The organism is Brevibacillus panacihumi, from assembly GCF_003710985.1.
GTDB lineage: Bacteria > Bacillota > Bacilli > Brevibacillales > Brevibacillaceae > Brevibacillus > Brevibacillus panacihumi.
The window spans coordinates 1-23,827 of the sequence record NZ_RHHT01000030.1 but is presented as its reverse complement, the minus strand read 5'-3'; the positions used below and the strand labels follow the sequence as shown (position 1 = coordinate 23,827).

Annotated in this window: 17 protein-coding genes; 6 read left to right on the top strand and 11 right to left on the bottom strand. The window is 48.4% G+C overall.

All coding sequences use genetic code 11. The features are described 5' to 3' along the window. Nucleotides 1–39 precede the first annotated feature (39 nt). The 5 genes from EDM58_RS14610 to EDM58_RS14590 all read right to left on the bottom strand — a co-directional run bounded on the left by EDM58_RS14610 (nucleotide 40) and on the right by EDM58_RS14590 (nucleotide 10,367). Nucleotides 40–1,029, bottom strand: coding sequence for a glycosyl hydrolase family 28-related protein (locus EDM58_RS14610; protein WP_183187512.1), 990 nt, complete (start codon nucleotides 1,027–1,029; stop codon nucleotides 40–42). 369 nt (nucleotides 1,030–1,398) lie between these two features. Continuing rightward, nucleotides 1,399–6,354 carry an S-layer homology domain-containing protein gene (locus tag EDM58_RS14605; protein WP_122913995.1) on the bottom strand — a complete coding sequence of 1,652 codons (4,956 nt, stop codon included), beginning with the start codon at nucleotides 6,352–6,354 and terminating at the stop codon, nucleotides 1,399–1,401. 61 nt (nucleotides 6,355–6,415) lie between these two features. Next, the gene (locus EDM58_RS14600; RefSeq protein ID WP_122913994.1) at nucleotides 6,416–8,053 is read right to left on the bottom strand and encodes a protein kinase domain-containing protein; all 1,638 of its coding nucleotides are present in this window, start codon (nucleotides 8,051–8,053) and stop codon (nucleotides 6,416–6,418) included. A 144-nt stretch (nucleotides 8,054–8,197) separates the two neighbouring features. Then, nucleotides 8,198–8,962 carry an SDR family NAD(P)-dependent oxidoreductase gene (locus EDM58_RS14595; protein ID WP_122913993.1) on the bottom strand — a complete coding sequence of 255 codons (765 nt, stop codon included), beginning with the start codon at nucleotides 8,960–8,962 and terminating at the stop codon, nucleotides 8,198–8,200. Between the two features lie 43 nt (nucleotides 8,963–9,005). After that, nucleotides 9,006–10,367, bottom strand: coding sequence for an APC family permease (locus EDM58_RS14590; protein WP_246000746.1), 1,362 nt, complete (start codon nucleotides 10,365–10,367; stop codon nucleotides 9,006–9,008). A 293-nt stretch (nucleotides 10,368–10,660) separates the two neighbouring features. Here EDM58_RS14590 and EDM58_RS14585 point away from each other — a divergent pair, with 293 nt between their 5' ends. The 3 genes from EDM58_RS14585 to EDM58_RS14575 all read left to right on the top strand — a co-directional run bounded on the left by EDM58_RS14585 (nucleotide 10,661) and on the right by EDM58_RS14575 (nucleotide 13,394). Beyond that, nucleotides 10,661–11,140 (top strand): DUF6530 family protein, encoded by a 480-nt coding sequence (locus EDM58_RS14585; RefSeq protein WP_122913992.1) that lies wholly within the window; start codon nucleotides 10,661–10,663, stop codon nucleotides 11,138–11,140. Between the two features lie 41 nt (nucleotides 11,141–11,181). Continuing rightward, nucleotides 11,182–12,300: an AAA family ATPase gene (locus EDM58_RS14580; RefSeq protein ID WP_122913991.1), complete on the top strand. Its 1,119-nt coding sequence runs from the start codon at nucleotides 11,182–11,184 to the stop codon at nucleotides 12,298–12,300. A 74-nt stretch (nucleotides 12,301–12,374) separates the two neighbouring features. Then, nucleotides 12,375–13,394 carry a vWA domain-containing protein gene (locus tag EDM58_RS14575; protein WP_122913990.1) on the top strand — a complete coding sequence of 340 codons (1,020 nt, stop codon included), beginning with the start codon at nucleotides 12,375–12,377 and terminating at the stop codon, nucleotides 13,392–13,394. Nucleotides 13,395–13,450: 56 nt separating this feature from the next. Here EDM58_RS14575 and EDM58_RS25730 read toward each other — a convergent pair whose 3' ends face one another. Continuing rightward, nucleotides 13,451–13,612 (bottom strand): hypothetical protein, encoded by a 162-nt coding sequence (locus EDM58_RS25730; RefSeq protein ID WP_183187523.1) that lies wholly within the window; start codon nucleotides 13,610–13,612, stop codon nucleotides 13,451–13,453. Between the two features lie 281 nt (nucleotides 13,613–13,893). Between EDM58_RS25730 and pdxR the strand changes: the two genes are divergently transcribed. Further along, on the top strand, nucleotides 13,894–15,351 hold the full coding sequence (gene pdxR, locus EDM58_RS14570; RefSeq protein WP_122913989.1) for a MocR-like pyridoxine biosynthesis transcription factor PdxR: 1,458 nt from the start codon (nucleotides 13,894–13,896) through the stop codon (nucleotides 15,349–15,351). A gap of 134 nt (nucleotides 15,352–15,485) precedes the next feature. Here the strand turns inward: pdxR and EDM58_RS14565 are convergent, their stop codons facing one another. From EDM58_RS14565 to EDM58_RS14550, 4 genes are all read right to left on the bottom strand, one after another. Beyond that, nucleotides 15,486–16,061 (bottom strand): uracil-DNA glycosylase, encoded by a 576-nt coding sequence (locus tag EDM58_RS14565; protein ID WP_122913988.1) that lies wholly within the window; start codon nucleotides 16,059–16,061, stop codon nucleotides 15,486–15,488. 88 nt (nucleotides 16,062–16,149) lie between these two features. Then, entirely contained in the window at nucleotides 16,150–16,881 is a 732-nt protein-coding gene (locus tag EDM58_RS14560; protein WP_122913987.1) for an ABC transporter permease, read from the bottom strand. An 11-nt stretch (nucleotides 16,882–16,892) separates the two neighbouring features. Then, nucleotides 16,893–17,651, bottom strand: a complete 759-nt coding sequence (locus EDM58_RS14555; RefSeq protein WP_281275090.1) for an ABC transporter permease — start codon at nucleotides 17,649–17,651, stop codon at nucleotides 16,893–16,895. Beyond that, nucleotides 17,648–18,559, bottom strand: coding sequence for an ABC transporter ATP-binding protein (locus tag EDM58_RS14550; protein ID WP_122913986.1), 912 nt, complete (start codon nucleotides 18,557–18,559; stop codon nucleotides 17,648–17,650). Before EDM58_RS14550 ends, EDM58_RS14555 begins: the two co-directional genes overlap by 4 nt. A 158-nt stretch (nucleotides 18,560–18,717) precedes the next feature. On the opposite strand from EDM58_RS14550, the gene EDM58_RS14545 reads away from it, so the two are divergent. After that, on the top strand, nucleotides 18,718–19,428 hold the full coding sequence (locus tag EDM58_RS14545; protein WP_122913985.1) for a response regulator transcription factor: 711 nt from the start codon (nucleotides 18,718–18,720) through the stop codon (nucleotides 19,426–19,428). Nucleotides 19,429–19,430: 2 nt separating this feature from the next. Then, nucleotides 19,431–20,822: a sensor histidine kinase gene (locus EDM58_RS14540; protein WP_122913984.1), complete on the top strand. Its 1,392-nt coding sequence runs from the start codon at nucleotides 19,431–19,433 to the stop codon at nucleotides 20,820–20,822. 151 nt (nucleotides 20,823–20,973) lie between these two features. Here the strand turns inward: EDM58_RS14540 and EDM58_RS14535 are convergent, their stop codons facing one another. Then, a complete protein-coding gene (locus tag EDM58_RS14535) occupies nucleotides 20,974–23,604 on the bottom strand; it encodes a PAS domain S-box protein (RefSeq protein WP_148039329.1) in 2,631 nt (876 codons plus the stop codon). Between the last annotated feature and the right edge of the window lie 223 nt (nucleotides 23,605–23,827).

Sequence of the window (23,827 nt, the reverse complement as noted above, 5' to 3'; positions counted from 1 at the left end):
GATTGAATACGACAATCATAGCTCAAGAAAATGCTGGCCCTATTCGATATTACCTGCGAGCACTATGTTCCCGGTGCTTCCCGCAATGAATATCCCTTTGCTATTCGCATCACTCGTAGCGTTGTTCGAGATGATGTTTTGGCTGTGCCCTCCTTCTGCCACATAGATTCCGTAAGCGGCTGTTCTCGTTTTGTAAGAGGGCTCTGCAATGTTTTCATTGACGAGTCTATTAGAAGTAATGGTATTTTGACTTGAATTAACGTAGATCGCCGTTTTGAAATAATCCGGCATGGCATCATTTTGTCCTGGACATTGAATCATATTGGCTTCCACGATATTGTCTTTTGAATTCAAATAAACCCCGATTCCGCCTGCATACTGAATGTCATTCCCGAGGACCATTGATTTTTGCCCGGCCAACCAAATGGCATGTTCCTTTTGTAGCCAGAATTTGTTCCCGATGATCCGCGTTGGTCCCCCTTTGACCAGGATACCCAGCTTTCCATACCCCACATCATTCCCGCTGATGAAGCTATCCCAGAAGGTTCCCTCCAGCGAACTCCCTTCACACTGGTAAATCGTGTTTGACAGGATTCGATGCACAACTCCTGTATGACTGACAATGCCATGCCTTCCCATATGGGCAATCAGCGTGTGAGTAATGGTCACGTAATCTGCGCTGTCGATCAGGATGCCATCCGTCGACGACCGTTGATCCCCTTTGATGCCAATTCCCGAAATCAAAACATCCTTCCCTACAACTCTGACGATGCTTTGCATGTCTGGACTACCCTGGACAAGGTTGCTGCCCAGATCAAATTCATAACGATTGGAGGATCCGCTTCCAATCAATTGAACGCCTTGGGGCAGTTCTATTGTTTTTTTCAATAGATAGTTTCCTGATGGAAGATATACCTTGCCGCCATTCTTCATGACATTATGAACAGCTTGTTGAATCGCTTCGCTGTCATCGTGTTTGCCGTCCCCTTTGGCGCCAAAGTCTTTTACTGAGACATCAGCATCCGTCATAACCTGGACTTCTCCGCGATCCAACGCAGCAAACGTAGCCACCGCATTCACTGGAGAAAGATTAACCGTGCCTAATACAAGTATGAGAAAAATAACACATAAGATTCTTTGCGTGAGCTTCCGCATTGATTACCACCGCCATAAATGATATCCCTATCTTTTGGTATAACGATATTAAATCTCTTTTGATATACCCCAAAGAAGAGAAGCATAAACGATTAGCATCGAAACGGGCACAAAAAAATGGAGAAGGAAGTCGATGAATCCGTCGGGATTCTCAGCGGTTTCGAAGAGGTTCGCAAGCTTGCTGAGGAATCAACGAAAAGCTCGGACCAAAAAGAAGGAGCCACGATAATCGGGCTCCTTCTCTCATTTCTCTATCAGCTTCGCCTTTACTAGCACCCGTTGGACGATAGCCGCCGTCTCTGCTCTTGTCATCAGGTTCTTCGGCATTAGTCCCTTGCTTGTACCATTTACCAGTCCATTCTCGACTGCTGCAGCTACCGCGTCTTTGGCCCACGAATGAACCTCCAGGCCGTCTGGGAAACGGTTCAACTGATCATTCACATCCGTGCCATGGTTTGTGGTTTCCATTCCCGCCAGCTTCATCGCCCGCTCGATCATCACCATTGCCTCTTCCCGTGTGATCGACTGCAATGGGCGGAATGATCCGTCCTCATATCCATCCACGATCCCGTATTCCTTTGCTCTCGCTGCAGTCCCTGCATACCAGTCGCTGGCGTTCACATCCCTGAACACGACCGTATTCTCGTCGTCAGCCAGACCAAGTCCGCGGACGATGATCGCGGCAAATTCAGCACGAGTGATCGGCTTGTCGGGATGGAAATAACCTCCATCTGCTCCACTGACAATCATCCTGGACGCCAGGTCATTGACAGCTTCTTGTGACCAATGTCCGTTGACATCAAGAAACGGCATCGGGTTCCCAATCAGGGAATATGCACCGTTTGACAAACTTTGAACCACAGCAACATATTTCCCATCAAGCACACGCACATAAGTAGGAACATGGTACACGCCTCCCTGTTCATGGTAAACAACGGCGGTTGAGACCTGGTTTGCGGATATGCCGTCGGGAAGCGGGATTTTACGCTCTACATACGAGTGAAAAGTATGGATCGGGATTGTTGCGCCGCGATAAGCAGCCGTCAAAGAAAAATCTACGGGCGGAACAACGACGGTGTACTTCCCTTTTTTCGCTGCGTCTTCCATCCTTTTCACATGTTCCAGATCGCTCTTCGCAATCACGATCTGGATGGTAAGATCCGACAGGTCCACACGCTCTCCGAACTGCGTCGCCGTTTGCTTGATTTGCAATACTTCGGCGGGCAGCTTGTAGTGTCCGTTCGGCGTTTGAACTTCTAAGACAGCCTCTTTTTCCACCATTGCCTTCACCGCGTCTCCCGTCAGGCAAACGTTCACTTTGTCTGTGGGAGACGTCACAGAAATCAAAACCGTCGCTTGCTGATCCGACTTTTCAAGCTGATCCGCCAATTTCCTCCCATTCACGGTCACGGTATGCACCGTCTGCCCGCTTTTCTTTTCAACAGACATCGTCGCTACGGCTTTCTGCTGTTTGCCATCGATCATCACTTCAAGCCCTTTTGGCGTCGTATCCTCGTCTTTGGAGGATTCTCTGGAGGAACGAGAAGAGCCTGATGACGAGGAGGCAGCCGCTCTCGTCACCTTTATCGTGTACATCTTCGTCGTTCCATCTGAGGCCTCCACTTCGACTTCAATGTCGTTGCTGCCGACGTCCAGACGGATGGCTTTGCTTTCTTGACCGCTTGGCACGGTTTTTCCTTGAATCTTGACGGTCGAATCCCGATCGTCCACAGATGCCGTCACTGTGACGGAAGTCGTCCGGTTTGAAACACGTGCCTTATACGAGGTAATCTCCGGATCAAATTTCGGACTCAAGGTTCCATCAGACAGCTGCAAGTCACGCAAATTGGCATTCCCCTCCGGAGCCTCCTCTTGTGCCAGAACCGTCAATTCAAATGATCGGGTCGCAGCGGCAGCACCCTTCGCAATCGTCGCTGTCAGGGTTACAAGGACATCGCCTTCCTCAGAATCCGGGCGTGTCACGTCACCGCTGTCGTCGATGATATCGGGATTGTCGGAGGACCAGGTGATGGTGCTCCCATTCCGCCCTGAGCTAGCTAAAGCAACAGGTCGGGTAACGTGGTCCTCGCTGTCTCCTGAGGCGTATTTGATCCTCAGAGCTTCCCTGTCTGCCGCTACATCAGCTTCATCGTCATCTTCGCCTGGCGGTTCTGGTTCTTCCGGTGGATCTGGCGGACGCGGCTTGTCGCGTACGGGACCGACTGCCTGGCTTTCCACTGCCGTTCCCACTTTTGCACCTGATGCGGCGACAGGCGTGATTTCAAACGTCACATACTTGCCTGACAGTTCTTGCGTCAGCACTAGCGATTGTTCGTCCTCTCCCGCTAGTGCTTGTTTATTCGCACCTGAATCGTCATCCGCTACGTACCATTGAAAGATCGACTCGCCTTCCGGGTCATCTTCCCGGTCGTCATACGTATACCTTCCCGTTAGTGTCTTGTTTACCTGCGGTGTCCCGTCTATGCGCACACGACTGGCTACAGGAGCTTCATTTTTATGCGGCGTCGCGCTCACTTCCGCTGAGAAGTCACTTTCCCCGTCCCAATTTCCCGCCTTTACTGCAAAGAACCGCGTGATGTCATTCGGGAGCCCTGTTACTGAATAGCTGTCAGGATAGTCATGAAATCTCATCATGCCCACGTTGTAGTTGCCTGAAGCTAGACCCTCATATACATCGTAATGGGTGGCTCCATCCACTCGCTCCCATGACAAAACAACTTCGCCATCCCCGGCTATTGCCTTCAAGCCGGTGGGGGCAGGGAGCCTTGTGCTCGGCTCAATGGTGACCGTGAGTGCCTTTGCTCGCTTTTCCCCAGTCGAATCCATCACTGAAATGGTCAACGGATACGTGCCTTCACCTGCAGGAGTACCCGAGATCAGGCCCGTACGAGAATCCAGGTTTACCCCGGAGGGAAAGCTGCCCGATTCGATCGCCCAGATTCGGTCACCGATGCCGCCGGAAGCTGTAAGCAGGCAAGTAAAAGGCTTCCCTGCCGTTCCGTTACAGGTATCGGGAGACGTGATCATTAGAGGCTCATAGATGTCGATGTCCCAGCTCTTCGCAAGCGGCTGCTCGACCCCTGGCGCTTCTGCTGTTACGGTTACTTCCCCTGCAGTGGACGGGGCTGAGAATTCGGCAGAAAAATAGCCTTGATCATCGATTGTCACAGGACCGATCCTACCCTCGGTAGCCGTCATGACAATCGGCAATTTCGCTTCAACATCCGTATTTCCGGTGAGAGTGATCGTTTGATTGATTTCCAATTTCGTGGGGATATTTAGTAAAATATCAGCCGGGGCTTGCAATAGCATGATCGATTGCAAATCGCTACCAGAGTTGGACGTTGCCGAGATGCCAATCTCTTTGCTCTTCTTTAGAACAGACAGAGATTTGAGTCGGAGTGCATAGCTGTCCAAGAGAGGATCGATAGAGTCAATTGAAAGGGCTTCTGAGCCTTGAACTACTTTTAGCGATCCATCGGCATCTTTCAGTGCTATCCCTCTGCTTGCACCATCTACAGATATCTCAACCTGATTGGCGCCTTTTACCGAAAACAATAGATCCGCACTCGTTTCATGCGTGATATAGAGATGGGAATCGACTTTTCTAAACTTCCCGGGGTCATCTACATTCGGATGATCGGGGTCATGGGGAACAGGCCGCAAACCCGTGATCAATTTGCCGGAGTCTTTTCGTATTGAAAATGACGCACTTTCCGCTACAGTCGTACCCTCAATAAAAAATTCGATGACTGCCGCTGCGACATCCTGAGTCGTATCGGCATTGATGGCAGCAAGACCGGAAAACGCTGCGATCCCTGCTGTATCGCTTGCGACAGTGGCATTTCCGTTCAAAATCCAGTCGCCGGTGTCAGCTTTTTTCTTTGCGTTCACGACCACACCAGAAATGGGATTGCCGAATTTGTCCTGAATCTTTAGCGCAGGCTGCGTGCTCAGCATACCGCCCCCGTCTTCTGTTGGTCCGACTGGCTGCCGCTCCACGATAACGGAGTGAACAGCATCTGGTGCGGGTTGAACGACAATCGCTTCCACATTTGGTTCCAGCAGTCCCTTAATCTGAAACTGGAGAGTCTGCTTCGCCGTCGAATGCAAAACAAGAGGTACCGTCGCGACACCATCGGCAAACGGCACCTGGATCGTCTTTTGCGTACCGCTAAGCTCCTCGCCGGCAAATGACCCTGCTGTTCCATCCGGAGCGGAAACATAGCCGCTGATCGTTACATCCGCCAGCTGGCTGAAGGCGGTGTCGATGGCGTCATCTACATTGCGAACCTGAAAAAGGACGTCTGCTGCTTGTCCTGCTTGCAGTTCCGCTGGATTGATCTCAGCCGTCCCCCGATACTTCTCATAGGCCAACATATAGTAGGAACTGCCGTCATCAGAATCGATAAAGGGTCCCATCACGATGGTATCCGATTGTAAATTAACGGCTGGCCGTACACCGTTTGGGGGATATACAGATGAAGTGCGAACTTCACCTGTAGAATTGTTCACCATGTAATAGACGAAATAATCAGGATAGATGGTTCTTGTCCAGTAATATCCCGATTTGTTTCCATTCGCCTTCCTGTTCGTTGCATGATTGAAGTACGGAATAACCGTTTGGTCTGGATCGACAAATGGTTCATGAATGGTTGCTAATTCCGGGGCTGCAAGTACGAACAGAGTATCGTTTTCTAAAACATCCGAAAAACCTTTATCGTAGGTGGTTACAGCAATGGCGCGCCGGAACAAGGGAGAAATTTCCGGGTACAATGTTTCCCGTAACCAGATTCGAAGAGAGTCGTCTTTCCACTGCAATCTCCCTGCTTCGTGCCTCACGTCTAACTCAGCCACAATTTCCTCGGAGACGAACAAGCTGGTGTTTCGCGCGTGCTTATCTTTCTCCACGAGAATCCAGGTGATGGGGGCTGTCTTGTACACATCTTTCACAGTGGGATTCCAGCCTGGTTCTTTACCCGTAAAATAATCCCAATCCACGCTATCGCGAATTTTCGTCCCAATCGGCAAATCGCCTATGCGCATGGCGGTCACTTCGGGATCAACGGGTGGTTCGCTGGCTTGTACAGCTTGAATAGGAAGGGATGCTAGAAAGAGGATGATTACGAGGAAAAGGGAAAGAAGAGAGTGTATTCGTTTTAATGCTATCGTGGTCACAGCAATTATTCTCCTCCAAACGAATCTTTTTCTCTACCTTATCCCCTCTCCATTCGTAATTCTATCCCCCGAACGGGGTATTTTGTTCATCGAGAAGCCGCAGTTGTTTGGCTCTCATCACGGCTTCGATTCGCCGTTTCACCTTCAGCTTGCGATAAATGTTTCGCATATGCGCTTTTACCGTCTCTGGAGCTACGATTAATTGATGGGCTATTTCCTTGTTGGACAAACCTGCTGCCATCAGGTGCACGATTTCCTTCTCTCTTGCTGTCAGACTGATTCCCCCGTCTGAAGCCGGGCCATTATGCGGGTTATCTGCACGGGCCAAATATTTGGTTATGTACAGCACTTGAGAGGATAGCCGATGCAAAACGGTAAATCTCTCCGGTACAAACGCCTTTGGAGTCAAAGTGTTTTCCAAATACAAAACACCCCTGATTTTCTCCTGGATGAGAATAGGCAGACAAAGCACAGATCCTTTGCCTTTTTTCCCTTCGCCGCCTGAACGACTCACCGCTTGCGACAGGAGGCAATCAGCGACGATTGATTTTTCAGCTTCCGAACAGGCCTCTAACGGCAGGCAGGGTCGTGCAACAACCAACTGATCGCGCTTTACTTCCCCGGTCCATTCTACGATTGCTTCGCCGTTGCGAACGGATAGCAGCCACCCCTTCTCTGCTCCAGCCTGTTTGAGGATAAGCGACATGAGTTCCCGCCCGACCTGCAGCTCATCCGTCTCCATTCCAAAAATTTGCGAAGACTGCACGATTGCTGCTAGATCAAGGATCTGTGGGTAACTCATAGGCTGTTCAGAGAATGATCCGGTGGAAGGAATCGGTGAAGTCCCCATAGGAAACATTCGATCCCTAAAAGAGGGTTGAACTTCAGCCCTCATCGCCGCAAAATCAGCACGCAGCTCCCAGGCATTCTGGTACCGTTCCTCTGGATCCTTGGCTAACAGCTTGAAGAGGATTCGCAACAAAGACTGCGGAATGCGGAGGACATCGTCATGGGACAAAACCGGGGGTATCGCCATATGGGCATGGGACCAGCCCAAAGCATCCGCAGCATAGAAAGGCAGCTTTCCTGTCAGCATCTCAAACAAGGTTACACCGAGCGCATACAGATCTGCGCGCTGGTCGACCCGGTGATTGATTCTTCCAGTCTGTTCCGGTGACATGTACGGCGGACTGGCTTCCAGCAGTGCGGATCCTCCGTTCAGGTCTTGCTTCTCTGATACGGGAACCGCATAGCCAAAGCCTGCAAAAAATACGCGCTTGGTAGTTGGCTGAATGAGAATGGTCTCAGGCCTTATATTGAGATGAAGAACTTGTTTGCGATGAAGCTCCAGCAGCAGGTTTGAAATGCGTAGACCGAGCTGAATCCATTCACTGACCGAAACCTGGTGCATGGCAAAATAACGGCGCAGCGTTACCCCGTTGATCGGTATATATTCCAGTGCCATGGCCTCTCCATTCGCAATGGGAAGAATGGGCCGGAGAATGCCATCCATCTTCAAGCGTGAAGCAATGCGATACTCGTTCATGATTTTCGCATTCTCAAGGACGATGCGATTGCTCTCCTTGACCATTTTCATCAGCATCCGACGGGAGGATCCTTTTGGATAGGCATGGCCGATCAGGATATACGGGTCTTCGTAAATGATTTCATTCATGTGGTATCCGGCAGTTGTATGCATGGCAGATTCCTTTTTATTCGGGAATAATGACTCTCTTATATGTTTCGTGGAGAGTTTGGAATATCCCTGTTATATACAAGAAAATGGCACCCACAATGGATGCCATTTCGTTTTTTCTGGACGATTGATCTAGAAGGAACTCTACTACGCAATCCCAGCCGTAATCCCGCCATCAGCAAGGACAGGCACACCCGTCATGCAGGAAGAGAGATCAGATGCTAAAAACAGCGCAATATTGGCGATCTCGGCAGGCTGTATCGGCCGTCCAATGATTTGGACATTGCCCAATCCTTCCAGCACTTTCTCACGGCCGCCATACAGCGCAGCATGCGCGTCGTTAAAGGTCGTATCCACCCAGCCCGGGCAAATGCAATTCACGCGGATGCTCGGAGCGCAATCCAATGCCATCGCTTTTGTCAGCTGCATAATCGCTCCCTTGCTCGCTACATAAGCAGCCAGCCTTGGCTCTGCTACAAAACTGTTGGCCGAAGCCATATTGATGACCGACCCTTTTTCTTGCTTGCGCATATGCGGCAAGACATACTTGGACATCAGGAATTGAGATCTGATATTGACGTTGATCGTCTTGTCCCACAGCTCTTCCTCCAGCTCCTCTACAGAGCCTGGAATGTTGACCGCCGCATTATTGCACAGAATATCAATTTTTCCGAAGCGCTCGATGACGCTATCGACGAATGCCTTCACGCTCTCCGTGTTCGAGACATCCGTACGAACGAAGAGGACTTCATGCCCGTGATCCGCCAACTCCTTTTGAAGCTGCTCCCCTTTTTCCACGAGAATGTCAGCGATTGCTACCCGCGCTCCTTCTTCAACAAATCTTCTGACGATGGCAGCACCGATCCCCTGAGCTCCCCCTGTAACGATCGCAACCTTGTCTTGCAACATCATAGAATCTTCACTCCTTGTTTTCATCTGCTTTCTTGATTCCCATTTACATATCCTTCAAAGTCGGGCTATTTTCCTTGTATCCCTTTGACTTGATGAATCCGACAACCGCGCCTACCGCGATCCAGCTAAAGCCCGCGATATACGTAGCGATATCAAAGCCTGTCCAGACAAAGGCACACACCGAAAACCCGATGAGCGGAAACAGGAGATAAAAAAGGATGCTCTTCCCATCCCGCTCTCCTTTGCGGACAAAGAAATAATAGATCACTGTCAAGTTTAACACCATGAAGGACGTCACTGCCCCAAAGTTGATGAAAAGCAGGATTGTCTCAAGCGACAGTGTGCTGGAAACAATCAGGGCGACCACGCTGGAGAACAGAATCGCGTTGACAGGCGTCTGAAACTTCGGATGAATTTTGCCCAAAATGGACGCACCCGGAATGACGCGGTCACGGCTCATCGCAAAGAGAATCCGGGAAACCGAGGACTGCACGTTCAGGGTAACGGCAATTCCCACTGCAAGTACGTTCACGATAATCATCACGACGTAAAAGGCGGTGCCGCCCACTTCCTTGGCGATATCAAAAAAGGCCATGTCCGGGTCCAAATCCGTGTAATTCGGATGAACCAATGCCGCCATATAAGACTGCACGAGAAAAATGAGTCCTGTAATCACAAGAGCCAAGACGCTCGCTTTGCCAACAGTCTTTTTCGGGTCCTTCGCTTCCTCCGCCAATGTGGAGATGCCGTCGAATCCAAGAAAACCAAGCACGACAATCGATACCGCAGTCGCGATAAAATTCCAGTCAATATGCTCCGCCTGATAGAAAGGCGCTAAGGAAAATCCAGCGACCCCTAACCCGTCTACAAAGGTAAATTTGATCGCAAAGCCAATGAAGACGATCAACGATACGATTTGCAGCCAGAAAAGGACGAGATTGACCTTGGCATTCGTCTCAATCCCTCTGATATTGATTGCCGTGTTGAAAATCAAAAAGAACAGACTCCAGACGATAGATGGAATCTCCGGAGTGATACCCGACATCCAGATCCCCGCGAACAGATAGAGAAGAGCAGGCGCCAAAATATAATCGGATAAAAGAGTCCAGCCTGCTACAAAACCGACATGGGGATTGATCCCTTTGGAAACGTATGTATAGATGGAGCCTGCATTGGGAAACTCCTTGCTCATCTGCGCATAACTGCACGCCGTAAAAAACATGAGAAGTATGCCGATGACATAGACGAGCGGCACCATGTTGAAGCTGTTCTGTGCCACCATCCCGTATACCTGCCATGGGGCAAGCGGAGCCATCGTCACCATCCCGTAGATAATGAGATGCCGAAGCGTTAACGTTCGTTTCAAAACATTTGGTTCGACTGTACCTGAACTTGAATTGGACATCCTTCCACTCCCTACGTTGATGAAATTTTCTGTAAACAGCGACGAAATATAAACTTTTGTGAAAAAAGTTTAAGTGAATTATACAGACAATTGTCACAATTTGTCTATAGTTATTTTTACTTCCATCGAGGATGTGCATTTCATATAATATTCAACAAACAAATTGTTATTTTGTTTTTATAATAATAAACATATCATGTATACGTTTGTTAATTTTAGAAAAAATCATTGCATAAAGACAAAATCCAAGATAAACTATGCAGTAATTTCGAAGATGGAAGGAAGCGAAAACAATGAAAATACCTGCAACCTTACAACATAAGCCTGTCGTCGTATCGGAAAACTATGAGCGGATTGACGGCCGATTAGCCAGGAACACAGATGTCAAAGGGCTCTCTCTCGGGTTGACCCAGCGCAACGACAAAGAAAAGGCCAATCTTTCCGCCAAAGTATGGAGACACACAAGGGAAAACTGGTCAACTCAATCGGAGGAACTGCCCCTCCATCGCGTTCTTGATTTGTCCATTCTGCTTTGTCGGTCTTTGGCACATTTTCGCGAAGCATACAGATATGAGCATTTATATGACCCGCAGGAGCCCATCATCGACCGGGTTGCCTTGCAAGGAGATGCGATGACCGTCGCGATATGTACGGACAATGAAAGAATTCAGGAAGATATAAAAGTATTCAGCCAAGCTCTGAGCAACGACGATGAGATGATCAGCGAGCGTCTGCGTGCCTTGTCTAAAATCTTGAAAGATATGGGGTATTGAAATGATTAGGCCCAGCAGACAACAGATCGGAGGAGAGTGTGATGACTGAGTATGGAGAGTATGTTTTGTCACCTGACAGACAGCTGACTGATGCGGAAAAAAAGCTTGTTTGGAAAAAGCCGTCTACTCATAAGGTTAGTGAAGAAGAACGGCGCATATGCAGTGAAATAAAGCGCAACTGGAATCGCGGGGAAATGAAAATCGCCAATATTTTGTTGGAGGGTGACGCCGGGTCTGGAAAAACACAGCTGGCAAAAGCGTTATCGGCCCATTTCGGGCTCCCCTATACGAAGGTGACCTGTTTTTCCGATATGGATAAATCGGATATCATTGGCGCTATTTTGCCGGTGATTTCTTCTGAACGCTTGGCGAAAATGGAGGCTGCGGAGCAAACCGTATGGAAAGCCATCTATGAAAGCGACGGATTTCAAAGCATAACTGAAATTTTGATGGACGCATTGGGCATTTCACAGGAACAAGCTGCCTTAAAAATGAGGCAATTACTGAAACGCGCAGCAGAAAACACCGATGGTGAAACGGTTGAATACCGCTTTTACCCGTCGGAGATCGTCAGAGCCTATCAAAGAGGCTATCTTCTGGAAATCCAGGAACCCAACGTGATTCGTGATGCTGCTGTGTTGATGGCATTGAACTCCGCCCTGGAGCTGGATGGCAGCATCAATCTCCCCACCGAAATCATACACAGGCACCCAGACTTCATAGCGGTTATCACGACAAACCGCAGTTATGCGGGAACCAGACCGTTAAACGAGGCGCTGCGCGACAGGGTTCAGCACACGGAAAAGATGGACCTGCCGACCAAACCAATCATGATCGAACGTGTAATGGCCAAAACCGGTTTTCAAGATGAACAGGTGTTGGGTATTTTAGCGGATATCATTCTGATGTTGGACAAAACAGCCCGGGCCAATGCGATCAAGGGTGTGGCTGGAATGCGTTCATTTTTCTACTGGGCTGATGCGATTGCTGCCGGAGCCTCCGCAAGTGAGTCCCTTTATCATAAGGTCATCTACAAGATCACAACCGATTCGGAAGAGATCAAGCTTTTGGAAGAAGCACTTGAAAATCATGGCCTGTTTGCCAGCTTGAAAGAAGCGGAAATCCAATTAAAAAAAAACGAAAATCTAACGATGCTATAGAGATTAAGACATGGGGAGATATTGACGGCACTGGTTTTGACAAGAATAACCATGTCGAGGAAAAAGGAATCGCATTGAAAAAATCTGCCGATAGTGAACACAGCTCTTCCCATGTCCCACATGATTCTACCCATATGGAAAGTTCAGATTTGGGGGAAGATGGCTCTCCCCGCTATCATCAGGCAAATCCGGAAGCAATAGCAGAGGAAGCAAAACAAAAGGAACGCGATTTCCGGAAAAAGCTGAATCAAGAAGCAAGAGAGGTTGTTTCCAATTCCATCCACAAAAAAGTAAAGCTCATTGTCCACCGTCCAGACTACGATCAGGAAAACCAACAGGAATATATCCGTCTAAGCAAGGGACTCATGCCAATCGTGCAAGAGATTTCCAGAAAGACACTCCCGTACTTGGAACATGAGGTGTCTTCCGACTTTGCCAGGAATCGTTACTATGGAAGCAAATTCCAAGCAGACAGTGTTGCTTACAGGGATTACAAGTATTTTGCCAAGAAACGTCCTCCAACCGAATCCCCTTCTCTTGTGGTCGGCCTAAGAGTTGATGAATCCGCCTCGATGTCGGCTTACGGGAGATTGGAAGCAGCCAAACGTGCAGTAATGGCGGTATATGAATATTGTCAGCTTTGTCGTATTCCCATCTTGATCTATGGCGATACTGCAGATGTTTCCAAGCTGGAGCAAATGTCGATCTTTGCCTATACCGACTTTGATAAAACGGATGCGAATGATCGCTTCAGGTTGATGAAGATTCGTGCCAGAAGCAATAATCGCGATGGAATGGCTCTTCGAATTATAGCGGAAAGGTTAGCCGTCTCCCCCCAAAAGACCAAACTGTTGATTAGCATAAGCGACGGACAACCGAAAGCTATGGAAGACTATACCGGAAGCTATGCTATTGCAGATATGCAACAGACCATACGGGAATATGAACGGAAAGGAATTGCATTTCTTGCGGCCGCAATCGGTCAAGACAAGGATGTGATCAGTGAAATCTATGGGAGTGAACGATTTCTGGACATTACAAATTTACAGGAGTTCCCAGCCAAGTTAGTTCGGATTATCGCTCGGTATCTGTAAGTTTTGTTTCTGCACCTGATGTTCAAAAGAGCAAAAGGATAACAAAAACCCGACGTTTAAAGTCGGGTTTGTTCTTCATTCTTTTTACTGGATGGCAATGGGTCAATGACATCAGGCTTTCGTCCATAAGCCTTGTTCGTGATCCAAAAACTCACCCAGATTATTAATAGGGAAACAATCACCAGAATAGCTAAAAAACCAGGTGACATGATTGACATGAATGAGTTCCTCCTTGTGGCATTCTCCCTTAAATCAGTGATTCGCAGCGGATATGCAACTGGTTGGCGACTTTTTCAACCATGCGGCTGATCACAACTAACCTCAGATAGCGTAATGATATATCATGGATATGCGGTTGTACTCATCCACTCAGCTAGATATTAAGCAGTCCACTTGACGATTTCACGAAGGCATCATTGTTATTCCTTACTGTGATAATATGGAAGTGACATCCAGATCCACACCAATTTTCTGCACGGATGGGAAGTGAACACATTTTATGGACTGGAGACCAAATCGCCAAAGCTCAATACCTGTCTACAAACAAATTGCGGCGCATATCGAGCAATTAATTTCCAACGGAGAATATCCAGCAGGGTCCGTCCTTCCGTCTGAGCGTGCTTTATCGAAGGAATTACAAGTAAACCGCTCGACGATTGTTGCTGCTTTCGAAGAACTGCGCGCTTTAGGCATTATCGAAAGCCTGCAAGGAAAAGGGACGATTGTAAGTAAAAACATTTGGGGAGGAACGAACAGACGAGTCCCCAATTGGGAGAAATTAATTGAGACAGGCTCTTTCCTGCCTAATCCGTCTATGATGCGGACCATAAGAAAAGAGACATACCATCATGACTTGATTGACCTTGCAAGCGGGGAACTGTCACCCGAATTATCTGCATCCCCCTATTTCCGCAAGATTTTGGCAACCGGGGATTTTACCTATCATGTAGGCTATGATCATCCACAGGGAAACCTGAATTTGCGCCAAACAATCGCGCAGCACCTGAAAGAATATCGAAATATCTCTGCAACGCCTTCTTCCATCCTCGTTACTTCAGGGGCCCAGCAGGCTCTATACCTAATCGTACAATGCCTGCTGCAAAAAGGCGACGCAGTAGCCATTGAAGACCCGTCTTATTGCTATTCATTGCCTTTGTTTAAATCTGCGGGAATCAGATCATTTCTTTTGCCTTCAGATGAACAGGGAGTAAACCCAGAAGACATCGTTGACTTGTATAAAAAACATCGAATTAAAATGGTATTTCTGAACCCCAACTTTCAAAATCCGACCGGTTCCCTTTTACATATAGAACGAAGAAAAAGAATCCTTGAGATCTCTTCCTACTACGGGATCCCAGTCGTTGAGGATGACCCATATAGCTTAACGGCCTTTGATCAGACCAATGTGCCAACATTAAAATCACTGGATCAAAATGGAACGGTGCTCTACATAAGTTCCCTTAGCAAAATCGTAGCCTCTGGCCTTCGAATCGGCTGGATTTTCGGCCCCCAGAAAGCGATCGAGCGTTTAGCAGATGCAAAACAGCAGATCGATTTTGGCCACAGCATTATTCCAGAATGGGTCGCCAATCAATTTTTGTCCTCTGAGGATTTCCCGATACACTTGCAGAAGCTTCGCAACTCTCTTGCGTGCAACCGAGACAAAATTGTTTTTTCGCTACAAGAACTGCTGGGCGATCAAGTCGAGTTTTTCGCACCAGATGGCGGCATACATCTCTGGTGCAAGGTAAAAAGCGAAGTTGACGAGCAGCAATTATTGAACGAGTCGATTCGACGAGGGGTTGTATATGTACCCGGGAGTATTTTTGGGACAAAGAAGGGATATTCACGTTTTACCTTCGGACGAGCTCGCGAGGATCATATCTATGATGCCATGACTCGCTTTGCAGAAGCGTTGCGCCATCACCTGGAGGAATCCAAGCAAATGCTGAATTAAGATGTTCCCGTTATCCACTCGTAAACAAACGTGCGTGAGAGACTGTCAAATGAGTCATCTCACGCACGTTTTCATCGTTACTGCCACCTTTTCGTTTTCCACCCATAGGCGATGGAATGGGGTGACCTCACTGGTTATTTGAGATATTCTTTGCAGGCTTCTGCGAGAAACTTCCAATCCGAAACAAAATGCATCCACAGGTTGGGACGTCTGCGGACCGCCAATGGATGGTAAGAAACGGCTGTTTGTACCCCCCTCGGCGAATGCCACTCCTGCCGCAGGTTTTTCACCTCAACCTCTTGATCCGCGAAAAAGACCTGCGCCGCTACATTGCCTAAACAAAAGACAAACCGGGGCGATTTGCTTTTCAGCTGATCGAGCAGATGCTGCATGCACGCCTCTCTCGCTTTCGGCTTGTCGTACGCCCGAACAGGCCTCCGCTTCAGCACATAAGTGGCGTACAAGTCCTGATCAGCAAAGCCTGCCTCATAAGCTGCCTTTTGCATCGTCTCCCTCGTCCCGCACAGAAACGAGGCCCCCTCCCGATTTTCTCTTGCCCCTGGATTATCGAGCAGAATCAGGATCGGGGCATTTGGGTTCCCCTCTCCCCAAATCATGCGAGAATGTTGAAAAAGTCCGCAATCCGTACAGTTCTCGGTACCTTCCGGAGGCATCTCCTCGGGCCAGATGGAAGGGCATATTTTGTCCATACAAGCTCACTCCCGTCCACTTTCATTTGTCCTCTTTGTATAGGATGAGGTGAGTTGAAGGATTTCAAACGGTTTTTGCTATAAGAAGTCAACTTACCACGTCTGTTGATCTCATTCGATACATAACCCCTGCGCTAATCACCACAATATAGAGCAGATTCATCACGTAAAAGAGAAAACTCGAGCCCAGACCAAGCCCCTCCTGACTCAACACTCCCATTCCGGCAGTTAACAGCGAATGCGGAAAAATCAGGCCCAAATTCATCACATACATTCCCAGACCCAAAAACGTCATGCATAAACCAATGCCGACGGGAGCTGCAAAGCTACGGATGCGAACGGACAGTGCCAGCTGCAAAACGCCGATGGCAACCGCTGCGATCCAGCCTCGAAACAACCACCCTGGCAACTCCGGCGGAAGATCGGCCTGTAACCCGATCAGCATTCCCCCGGCAACATATAGAATGAAGAAAAAACCTTGCACCAAAAGCAGAAGCACACTGATGACAGCCACTTTTGCAATAAAAAGACTGCCTACAGACACCGGGGCGGTCATGATCATATTCCAGTTCCTATTCGCATGCTCCAGCCTGCACAAATAGGCACTGCAAATCGCGATCAAAATCGGAAAGAAAAACTCTCCATAGAACAGACTCACCTGCGACCATAAGCTATACCACTCGTTTTTCAGCACACCTTGATTCATGGCAAAGTTCGCACAGCCAATACAAACACTCACCAGCGGCAAGCTCATCATCACGATCCATAGATACGAACGTCGCAGCTTTATCCATTCCGCAGAAATACACTGTTGCAGCATGATAGATCCTCCTATACTTCCTGTCTGGATGCAAAAAATCTTCCAGCCAGATAAATAGCCATTGCAACGACCATTAATCCCCCGACCTCAGGCAGTGAGTCGCTGAGATTCCGTACATAGAACTGCAATTCATTTCCTGTATAATTTTGTGCAATTGGACTTAACCCCGAATAGTAGGACCATACAAGAAGTTTCCTGACTGCAGCTGGAAACAAATCACCCACCAAACCGGCAAAACCGCCGAGCATGCCCAGACAGAGCGCAAAGGCCTGATTTTTCACGACCATGGACAACCATTGCTGCAAAGCAAGTATGGCCATACTGGCGACCATGGTACCCAGCATAAATCTGGCGAGCAAAAAGCCAGGTACTGATTGTGTAATCCCCTGAACAGTGCCAAACGCAGCAATGACCAGCCCTTGCATGGCGCAAACGCTCAACATGATGGCACATGCGCATATATATTTCGCTGCATACAGTCTTTCTCTCTTCATCGAACAGGTCAGCAGCAGCTTCCACGTATTCCCTTTGTGTTCCATATCACAAATACGGGATACCACGATCGCGGAAAGAATCGGCAAAAACAGCCCGTTCAACGAAGTGAGCATCGCGATGACAGGTTCCCATCCGACTCGATCGGGATTGCGGGCAAACGACATGTTCGCCGCCATCAAAGCCCAAATGAGCTCAACACATACAAACAAGACTGTCATCCCAAACAGGAATCTTCGACGCAGTTTATAAAATTCAAGCCGGATTGCGTGTATCACAAGCTGTTCCCCTTTCCGGTAAGGTCTAGGAAGATGCTCTCCAAGCTTCTCGTTTGCTCTTCGATGCGAAGCACATCAATATCGGCCGCAACCAAATCTCTATTCACCTGTGCAACTTGAGAGTCCGTAATATTTTCCAATAACAGAGAATCCTCTTGTACCTTCGGGAAAAATCCCCTGCTAGCGAGCAGCTCCCGTGCCATAGCATGATCCTGTGTCTTAATCCGAATGGCTGGTCTGCTTCGGGCTTGCAGCTTCTCCATACTTCCTTGAAACAGCATGGTTCCATTGTGGATGATCCCCACTGATGTCGCCATCTGCTCGATTTCCGAAAGAAGATGACTGGAAAGGAGGATCGTCATGCCGTAACGCTGCGGCAACGATTTGATCAGTTCCCGCATCTCTCCGATCCCCGCCGGGTCCAGGCCATTTGTCGGTTCGTCCAGAATCAGCAGCTTCGGAAAGGAGAGCATCGCCATTGCAATTCCCAACCGCTGCTTCATTCCCAATGAATACTGTGCTACCTTTTTATCCTTTTGCTTTTCCAAACGAACCATTTTCAGCGCTTCTGTGACGTTTTTATCCGGTACATCCCGCAGCCTCTGTACGACACGCATGTTCTCCAGTCCGGTAAGATGCTCATAATTCGACGGGGATTCAATCAGTGAGCCAATATTTTGCAAAATGTAGCGGCGGTTTGCCTCCAGTTCCTTTCCGAAGATTTTCACCTTTCCACCCGTGGGCCGGACCAGCCCCAAGAGCATTTTCAAGGTAGTCGTTTTCCCTGCACCGTTTGGGCCCAAAAAGCCATAAATATCCCCTTCGCATACGGACAGGTTTACCTCGTTAACAGAAAAGACATTCCCGTAACGTTTGGAAAGGTTGCGGGTAGATACGATTTGATTCATGTTACATGGCTCCCATCCATTGACATTGTGTTTCTTGTGTCAAGTATGGCAGCCCTATCTTGCTGCAACCTGAAAACAACCTTACGACAGCCTTAAATCATGGAAATGAGCGAGTATATAGCGGAAAAATTGCTATAGTGGAAATGGGTGATGAAATGATGGATGAGCTGCAGCATAAAAAACTGCTCATAGTCGAGGATGAGCGGGAGATTCGAGATATGGTGGACAGATTTCTTCGCAAAGAAGGGTTTACCCGCATCTATCAAGCCTCCAACTGTGCAGAGGCCATAGAGCTGTGCCGTGCCGTGAATCCTGACATGGCCATCCTGGATGTCATGCTCCCGGATGGAGATGGCTTTTCCCTGCTGACATCTTTGCGTCAAATGTCCAATATGCCTGTCCTCTTTTTAACCGCACGGGGAGAAGATGAAGACCGATTGCTGGGACTGGGACTCGGCGCGGATGATTACATGGTAAAACCATTCTTGCCGCGGGAACTGGTGCTCCGACTAAAGGCAATCCTGCGCAGGGTCTATGCACCCTATGTTCAGGAAAAGCGGCCCGTCTTTCCATTAGGTTCACGCGTCATCGATTTGGAAAGCTGCACGGTGAAAAATCAAGACATCGAGTACCCTCTCACAGCGAAGGAGCTTATCCTGCTAACCAAGCTATATGAAAATCAAAATCGCATCGTAACCAGCGACGCTCTCTGTCAGGCGGCATGGGGCGATGACTATGAAGGATATGAAAATACACTCATGGTACACATCCGCCGCATCCGCGAAAAGATAGAACCAGCCCCCTCCGATCCTCATTATCTTGTAACGGTACGAGGACTGGGCTATAAGCTTGTCGTGAAGGGGGAGTAAAGATGGAAAGCACTGTTCGCATCTTAAAGCGATTCATCCATGCTACTGTCCTTATCTCCCTGTTCCTCCTGCTCCTTAATTTCATGGTGCTGCTACTCTGGATTGGGAACGGAATTAGCGCGGATGAGTCCCCTTCCTTTGTTGTGCAAAAGGTCGCCAAGGGATTGGATGGCGGCCCCAACCATTACATCCTGGACCCTCTCTCGCAAAAACTGCTGGAAGAGCAGCAGATTTGGGCCATGCTCATTGCCAATACGGGGAAAGTTGCCTGGGAATTCAAGCTGCCAGACGAGATCGAACGAACGTATTCCCTGACAGATGTAGCCAAGTTTTCCCGCAACTACTTGATGGATTATCCGGTCTTTGTCTATGAGCATCAGGACGGACTGGTAGTGGTTGGCTATCCGAAAGGGAGCCTCGCCAAATACCAGCATATTCTTCAGGTCGGCTGGGTGGAAAGCTTGCCGCTGAGAGCTGTCCTTTTTCTGATCGGCAATATCGTACTTGCTTTGCTGTTATCGCTCTTGATCGGATCCAAGCTGATTCACTCGATCCGCCCGCTTACGCATGGCATACACGCACTCGCTGACGACAGAGAGGTAAAGATTGAGCCAAAAGGAATATTGGCTGACTTGGCGACGAGCATCAATCATGCCTCATTGCTGTTGCAAAAGAAAACCCAGTCTTTGAACAGCAGAGATGAGGCTCGCTCCAATTGGATTGCAGGCATTTCACACGACATTCGCACCCCGCTTTCCATGGTGCTAGGCTACGCAAGTGAAATTGCAGAAAGCGAAGATGCTCCTTCCGAGCACAGGCGGCTGGCGGGGATCATTCGTAAGCAAGCCGAGCATCTGCGATCACTGGTACATGATTTGAATCTTGTCTCTATGCTGGAATATGAGATGCAGCCCATAGGAATGAAACAGATCCGGCTATCGGCATTGGCAAGACAAGCCGCGTCTGACTTCCTGAATAACGGTGTAGATGAACGTTTTACACTTGAAGTGGATGTCGCGGATGAAGGCTCCAGGATCAACGGGGATGAACGACTGCTCCTGCGGGCCATTGCCAACCTGCTGCAGAACTGTATCCGTCATAACCCGGAAGGCTGCCAGATACGCTTGCATACCTCGCATGATCCGGATAAACAGCTCTGCCGGATCGTTGTCTCGGATGATGGGAAGGGAATAGCCCAAGAGGAACTGACTGATTTGCTTGAGCTCCCCTATTCGGTCAGGAGAAAACGTCCACGTCACAACGGGCATGGGCTGGGGTTACCGATGGCGGCAAGGATTGCAAAGGCGCATGGTGGAAGGTTGAGTTTGTCTGGTGGTGTTGGAGAAGGTTTTTGTGCAACAATAGAACTCCCTGCGGTAAAACCGCATGGATAAACCAAAAAACCACCCTCAACAGGTGGTATTCATGCATATGCGTGGTAAAGACGGGGGTTCGAACCCCCGTCCGATGCCAGTACCCGCAGGGTGAAACAGCGAGAAAGCCCTATGCTCGCGCATCCTCGATATATACCAGATGGTTTGCCCCCTACTCGATCGGCAGCATGATCTCGACGGTCGTCCCTCTATTCTTTTGGCTATTGATCTTCATGCTTCCCCGATGAGCCTGCACAATTTTATAACTGATCATCAGGCCCAATCCCGTGCCCTTTTCTTTTGTTGTATAAAAAGGCTCGCCCAATTTTTGTATGCGGTCTTCGTCAATGCCATCTCCTTGGTCAATGAAGCGAATCGAGACTGCATTTTGCTGCTGCTGAAGCTGGATCTTGATTTCCCCTCCGTTTGGCATGGCTTCAATCGCATTTTTAAGAATATTAATGAAGACTTGTTTTAATTGATTTTCTTCACAATTCACAATGAGGAATGTACGCTCAAACTCAACCTCAATTTGGACATCATTCATAATGGCTTCTGTTTTTAGCAATTCGACGACCTGATTCAACAGAGATGTCAGTTCTCGAGGTTGAAAGTTGATCGCCTGTGGTTTTGCCAGTACCAAAAATTCGTTTACAACCGATTGGATTCTGTCCAGCTCCGATAATATCATGTGAAAATATTCTTCTTTGTAGTTGCCCTCCTTGATAAACTGAATGAACCCTCTGATGGAGGTCAATGGATTTCGGATCTCATGCGCAACGCCTGCTGCCAATTGCCCCACCACCGATAGCTTATCGGATTTGCGCAGCAGCTCTTCCGTCCTCTTCAGCTCCGTGATATCACGACTGATGACAACAATTCCTTTTCGCCGTCCATCCGAATCAAACAAGGGGACTTTGCTGACATCGAACACTTTGCACTCTCCATCCGGCTGCGGGATGATTTCTTCCAACCGGACCGTACTGCCCTGCTCCCAAACCTTGTTGTCCGACTCTTCACACTGCCACAGCGCCGTACGAAAAAAGGGGGCAGTCTCTGCCAATTCACTATCTCGCTTTCCTTGGAAAGGAATATTTTCCAGCTGGAAAGTACGCAAACAGCAATCATTCGCTTCGACCCATCGCCCTTCGCCATCCTTGAAGCATACTGAATCCGGCATGGCATTAATCAAGGTGCGCAATTGCTTTTCTTTTTCTTTTAGTGCTTCTTCCATTCGCTTGCGTTCTGTAATATCTCGCAGAATCGCGACAAAAGCGATCACATTCCCTTGCGTATCTGAGAGCGGCGACATAAACGTGCTGACATCCAGCAGACTTCCATCTTTGCGCTGTCTCACTGTCTCATACGAGGTAACGTGTCGACTGTTGACAATTTCCCGCTGGAGTCTGCTGAACTCGTCGAGTAAAAAGTCGGGTATCGTGGGCAGCTCCCCACCGATTACTTCCTGCTCCGTCCAGCCAAACATTCTCTCAAAGGCTTGATTCACTTTGATAACCTTGAACTGCAGGTCCAACACAACAATCGAATCGACTGTGTTTTTTAAATATAAGTCCAGCTGCTCTTTTGTTGATTTCAGATCTTCCTCGATTTGTTTATGCTTGGTAATGTCTTTCGCAATTCCGTAAACCCCGATGATTTCGTGTTGATCAAACATCGGAAAATAATGAATCCTAACATCGATTGTATGTCCATTTTTGTGCCTGACAGCGATATCAATTTCTTGCGGCTTGCCCATTCTCACTTTTGCGAAGTGGTCTACTCTTTTCTCTACATACTCTGGCAAAATAAGAGACTCAATGTTGGTATTCTGCAGCTCTTCAATCGTATAGCCAACCAATCTCTCGACGGCCGGGTTTACCTCCAATATATTCCCATGCAGATCATAACAGATGATTGCGGAAGGATTGTCTTCAAAAAGGGACTTGTAAAAGGCATCGCTCTTAACACTTGTTTTGACAGCAATATCACCCATTGCTGATTCGACCTCTTTTTCAATAGGTAGGGATACCAGTGTACTTTCGTTCAGTACGGGCTTTATGACGTTCGGAGGAAAAACGTAAACAATCGCCCCTATCGGATTGCCGCCGTATATGTAGGGACTGAGTTCAAATCGCCAGAATCCTCTGCGATGCTCAACTTCCCATTGCATTCTCGACGTCAAGGGGAAGGGAGCAGGAGGAGCGCCCGCTAAACAATCATTTGCATCTATCCAACCTTCGATATATAGCATAGGGGATGCATGGATTACCTTACACCCGCGATCCAGGATCAAGAAAGGAGTCTTCGCGGAAGAAGCAAGAAGATCAGAATAGTATTCCGTAAGTCTAAACCGCTCTTGCTCCAATTGTTTGTATAGCTCTTGTTCTACCGTCCGTGCTGCTGAAATAACCGCAGATAAAGAATGAGGATGATACGCTCTCCATAAGCCCGTCATATTCATGACCCCCAGTATTTTTTGGGTCGCCGGGTCTCGGATGGGAGCTGCAGAGCATGTCCATTTTTGTACTTCTTGACAAAAATGCTCTCCGGCAAATACTTGCATGGGCGAACCGGTAACGAGCGACGTCCCGATCGCATTGGTCCCGGCCTTATTTTCTGCCCAGGAAGAGCCGATCACAAAGTTCATGTCCTCGGCTTTTAACATGAGCGACACATCGCCATCCAAATACACGATATCTCCGGAGGAATTGCAAAACGTGATTAAATGACCAGTATCGATAGACTGATTCTTCAACTGCAAAAGCATCGGCTTCAGAATGGGATAGTGAAGTTCGGTTTGCATATATTCCTCGATCTGTTCCTTGGAAAGACTTATCGCAGCCTTGTTATGCAGCGGATTGATGTTTTGTTTCTGACAACGCAGCCATGACTCGTACATCAGCGAACGGATTAGCGGTCTTGACTTGACTCCGGTGATAAAATGTTCCCACTCTTGTTCAAGCTTTACTCTCTCTAAAGAAAGACTAGCACAGCTATCCAGAGCTATGTAACTGCTAAACTAAATT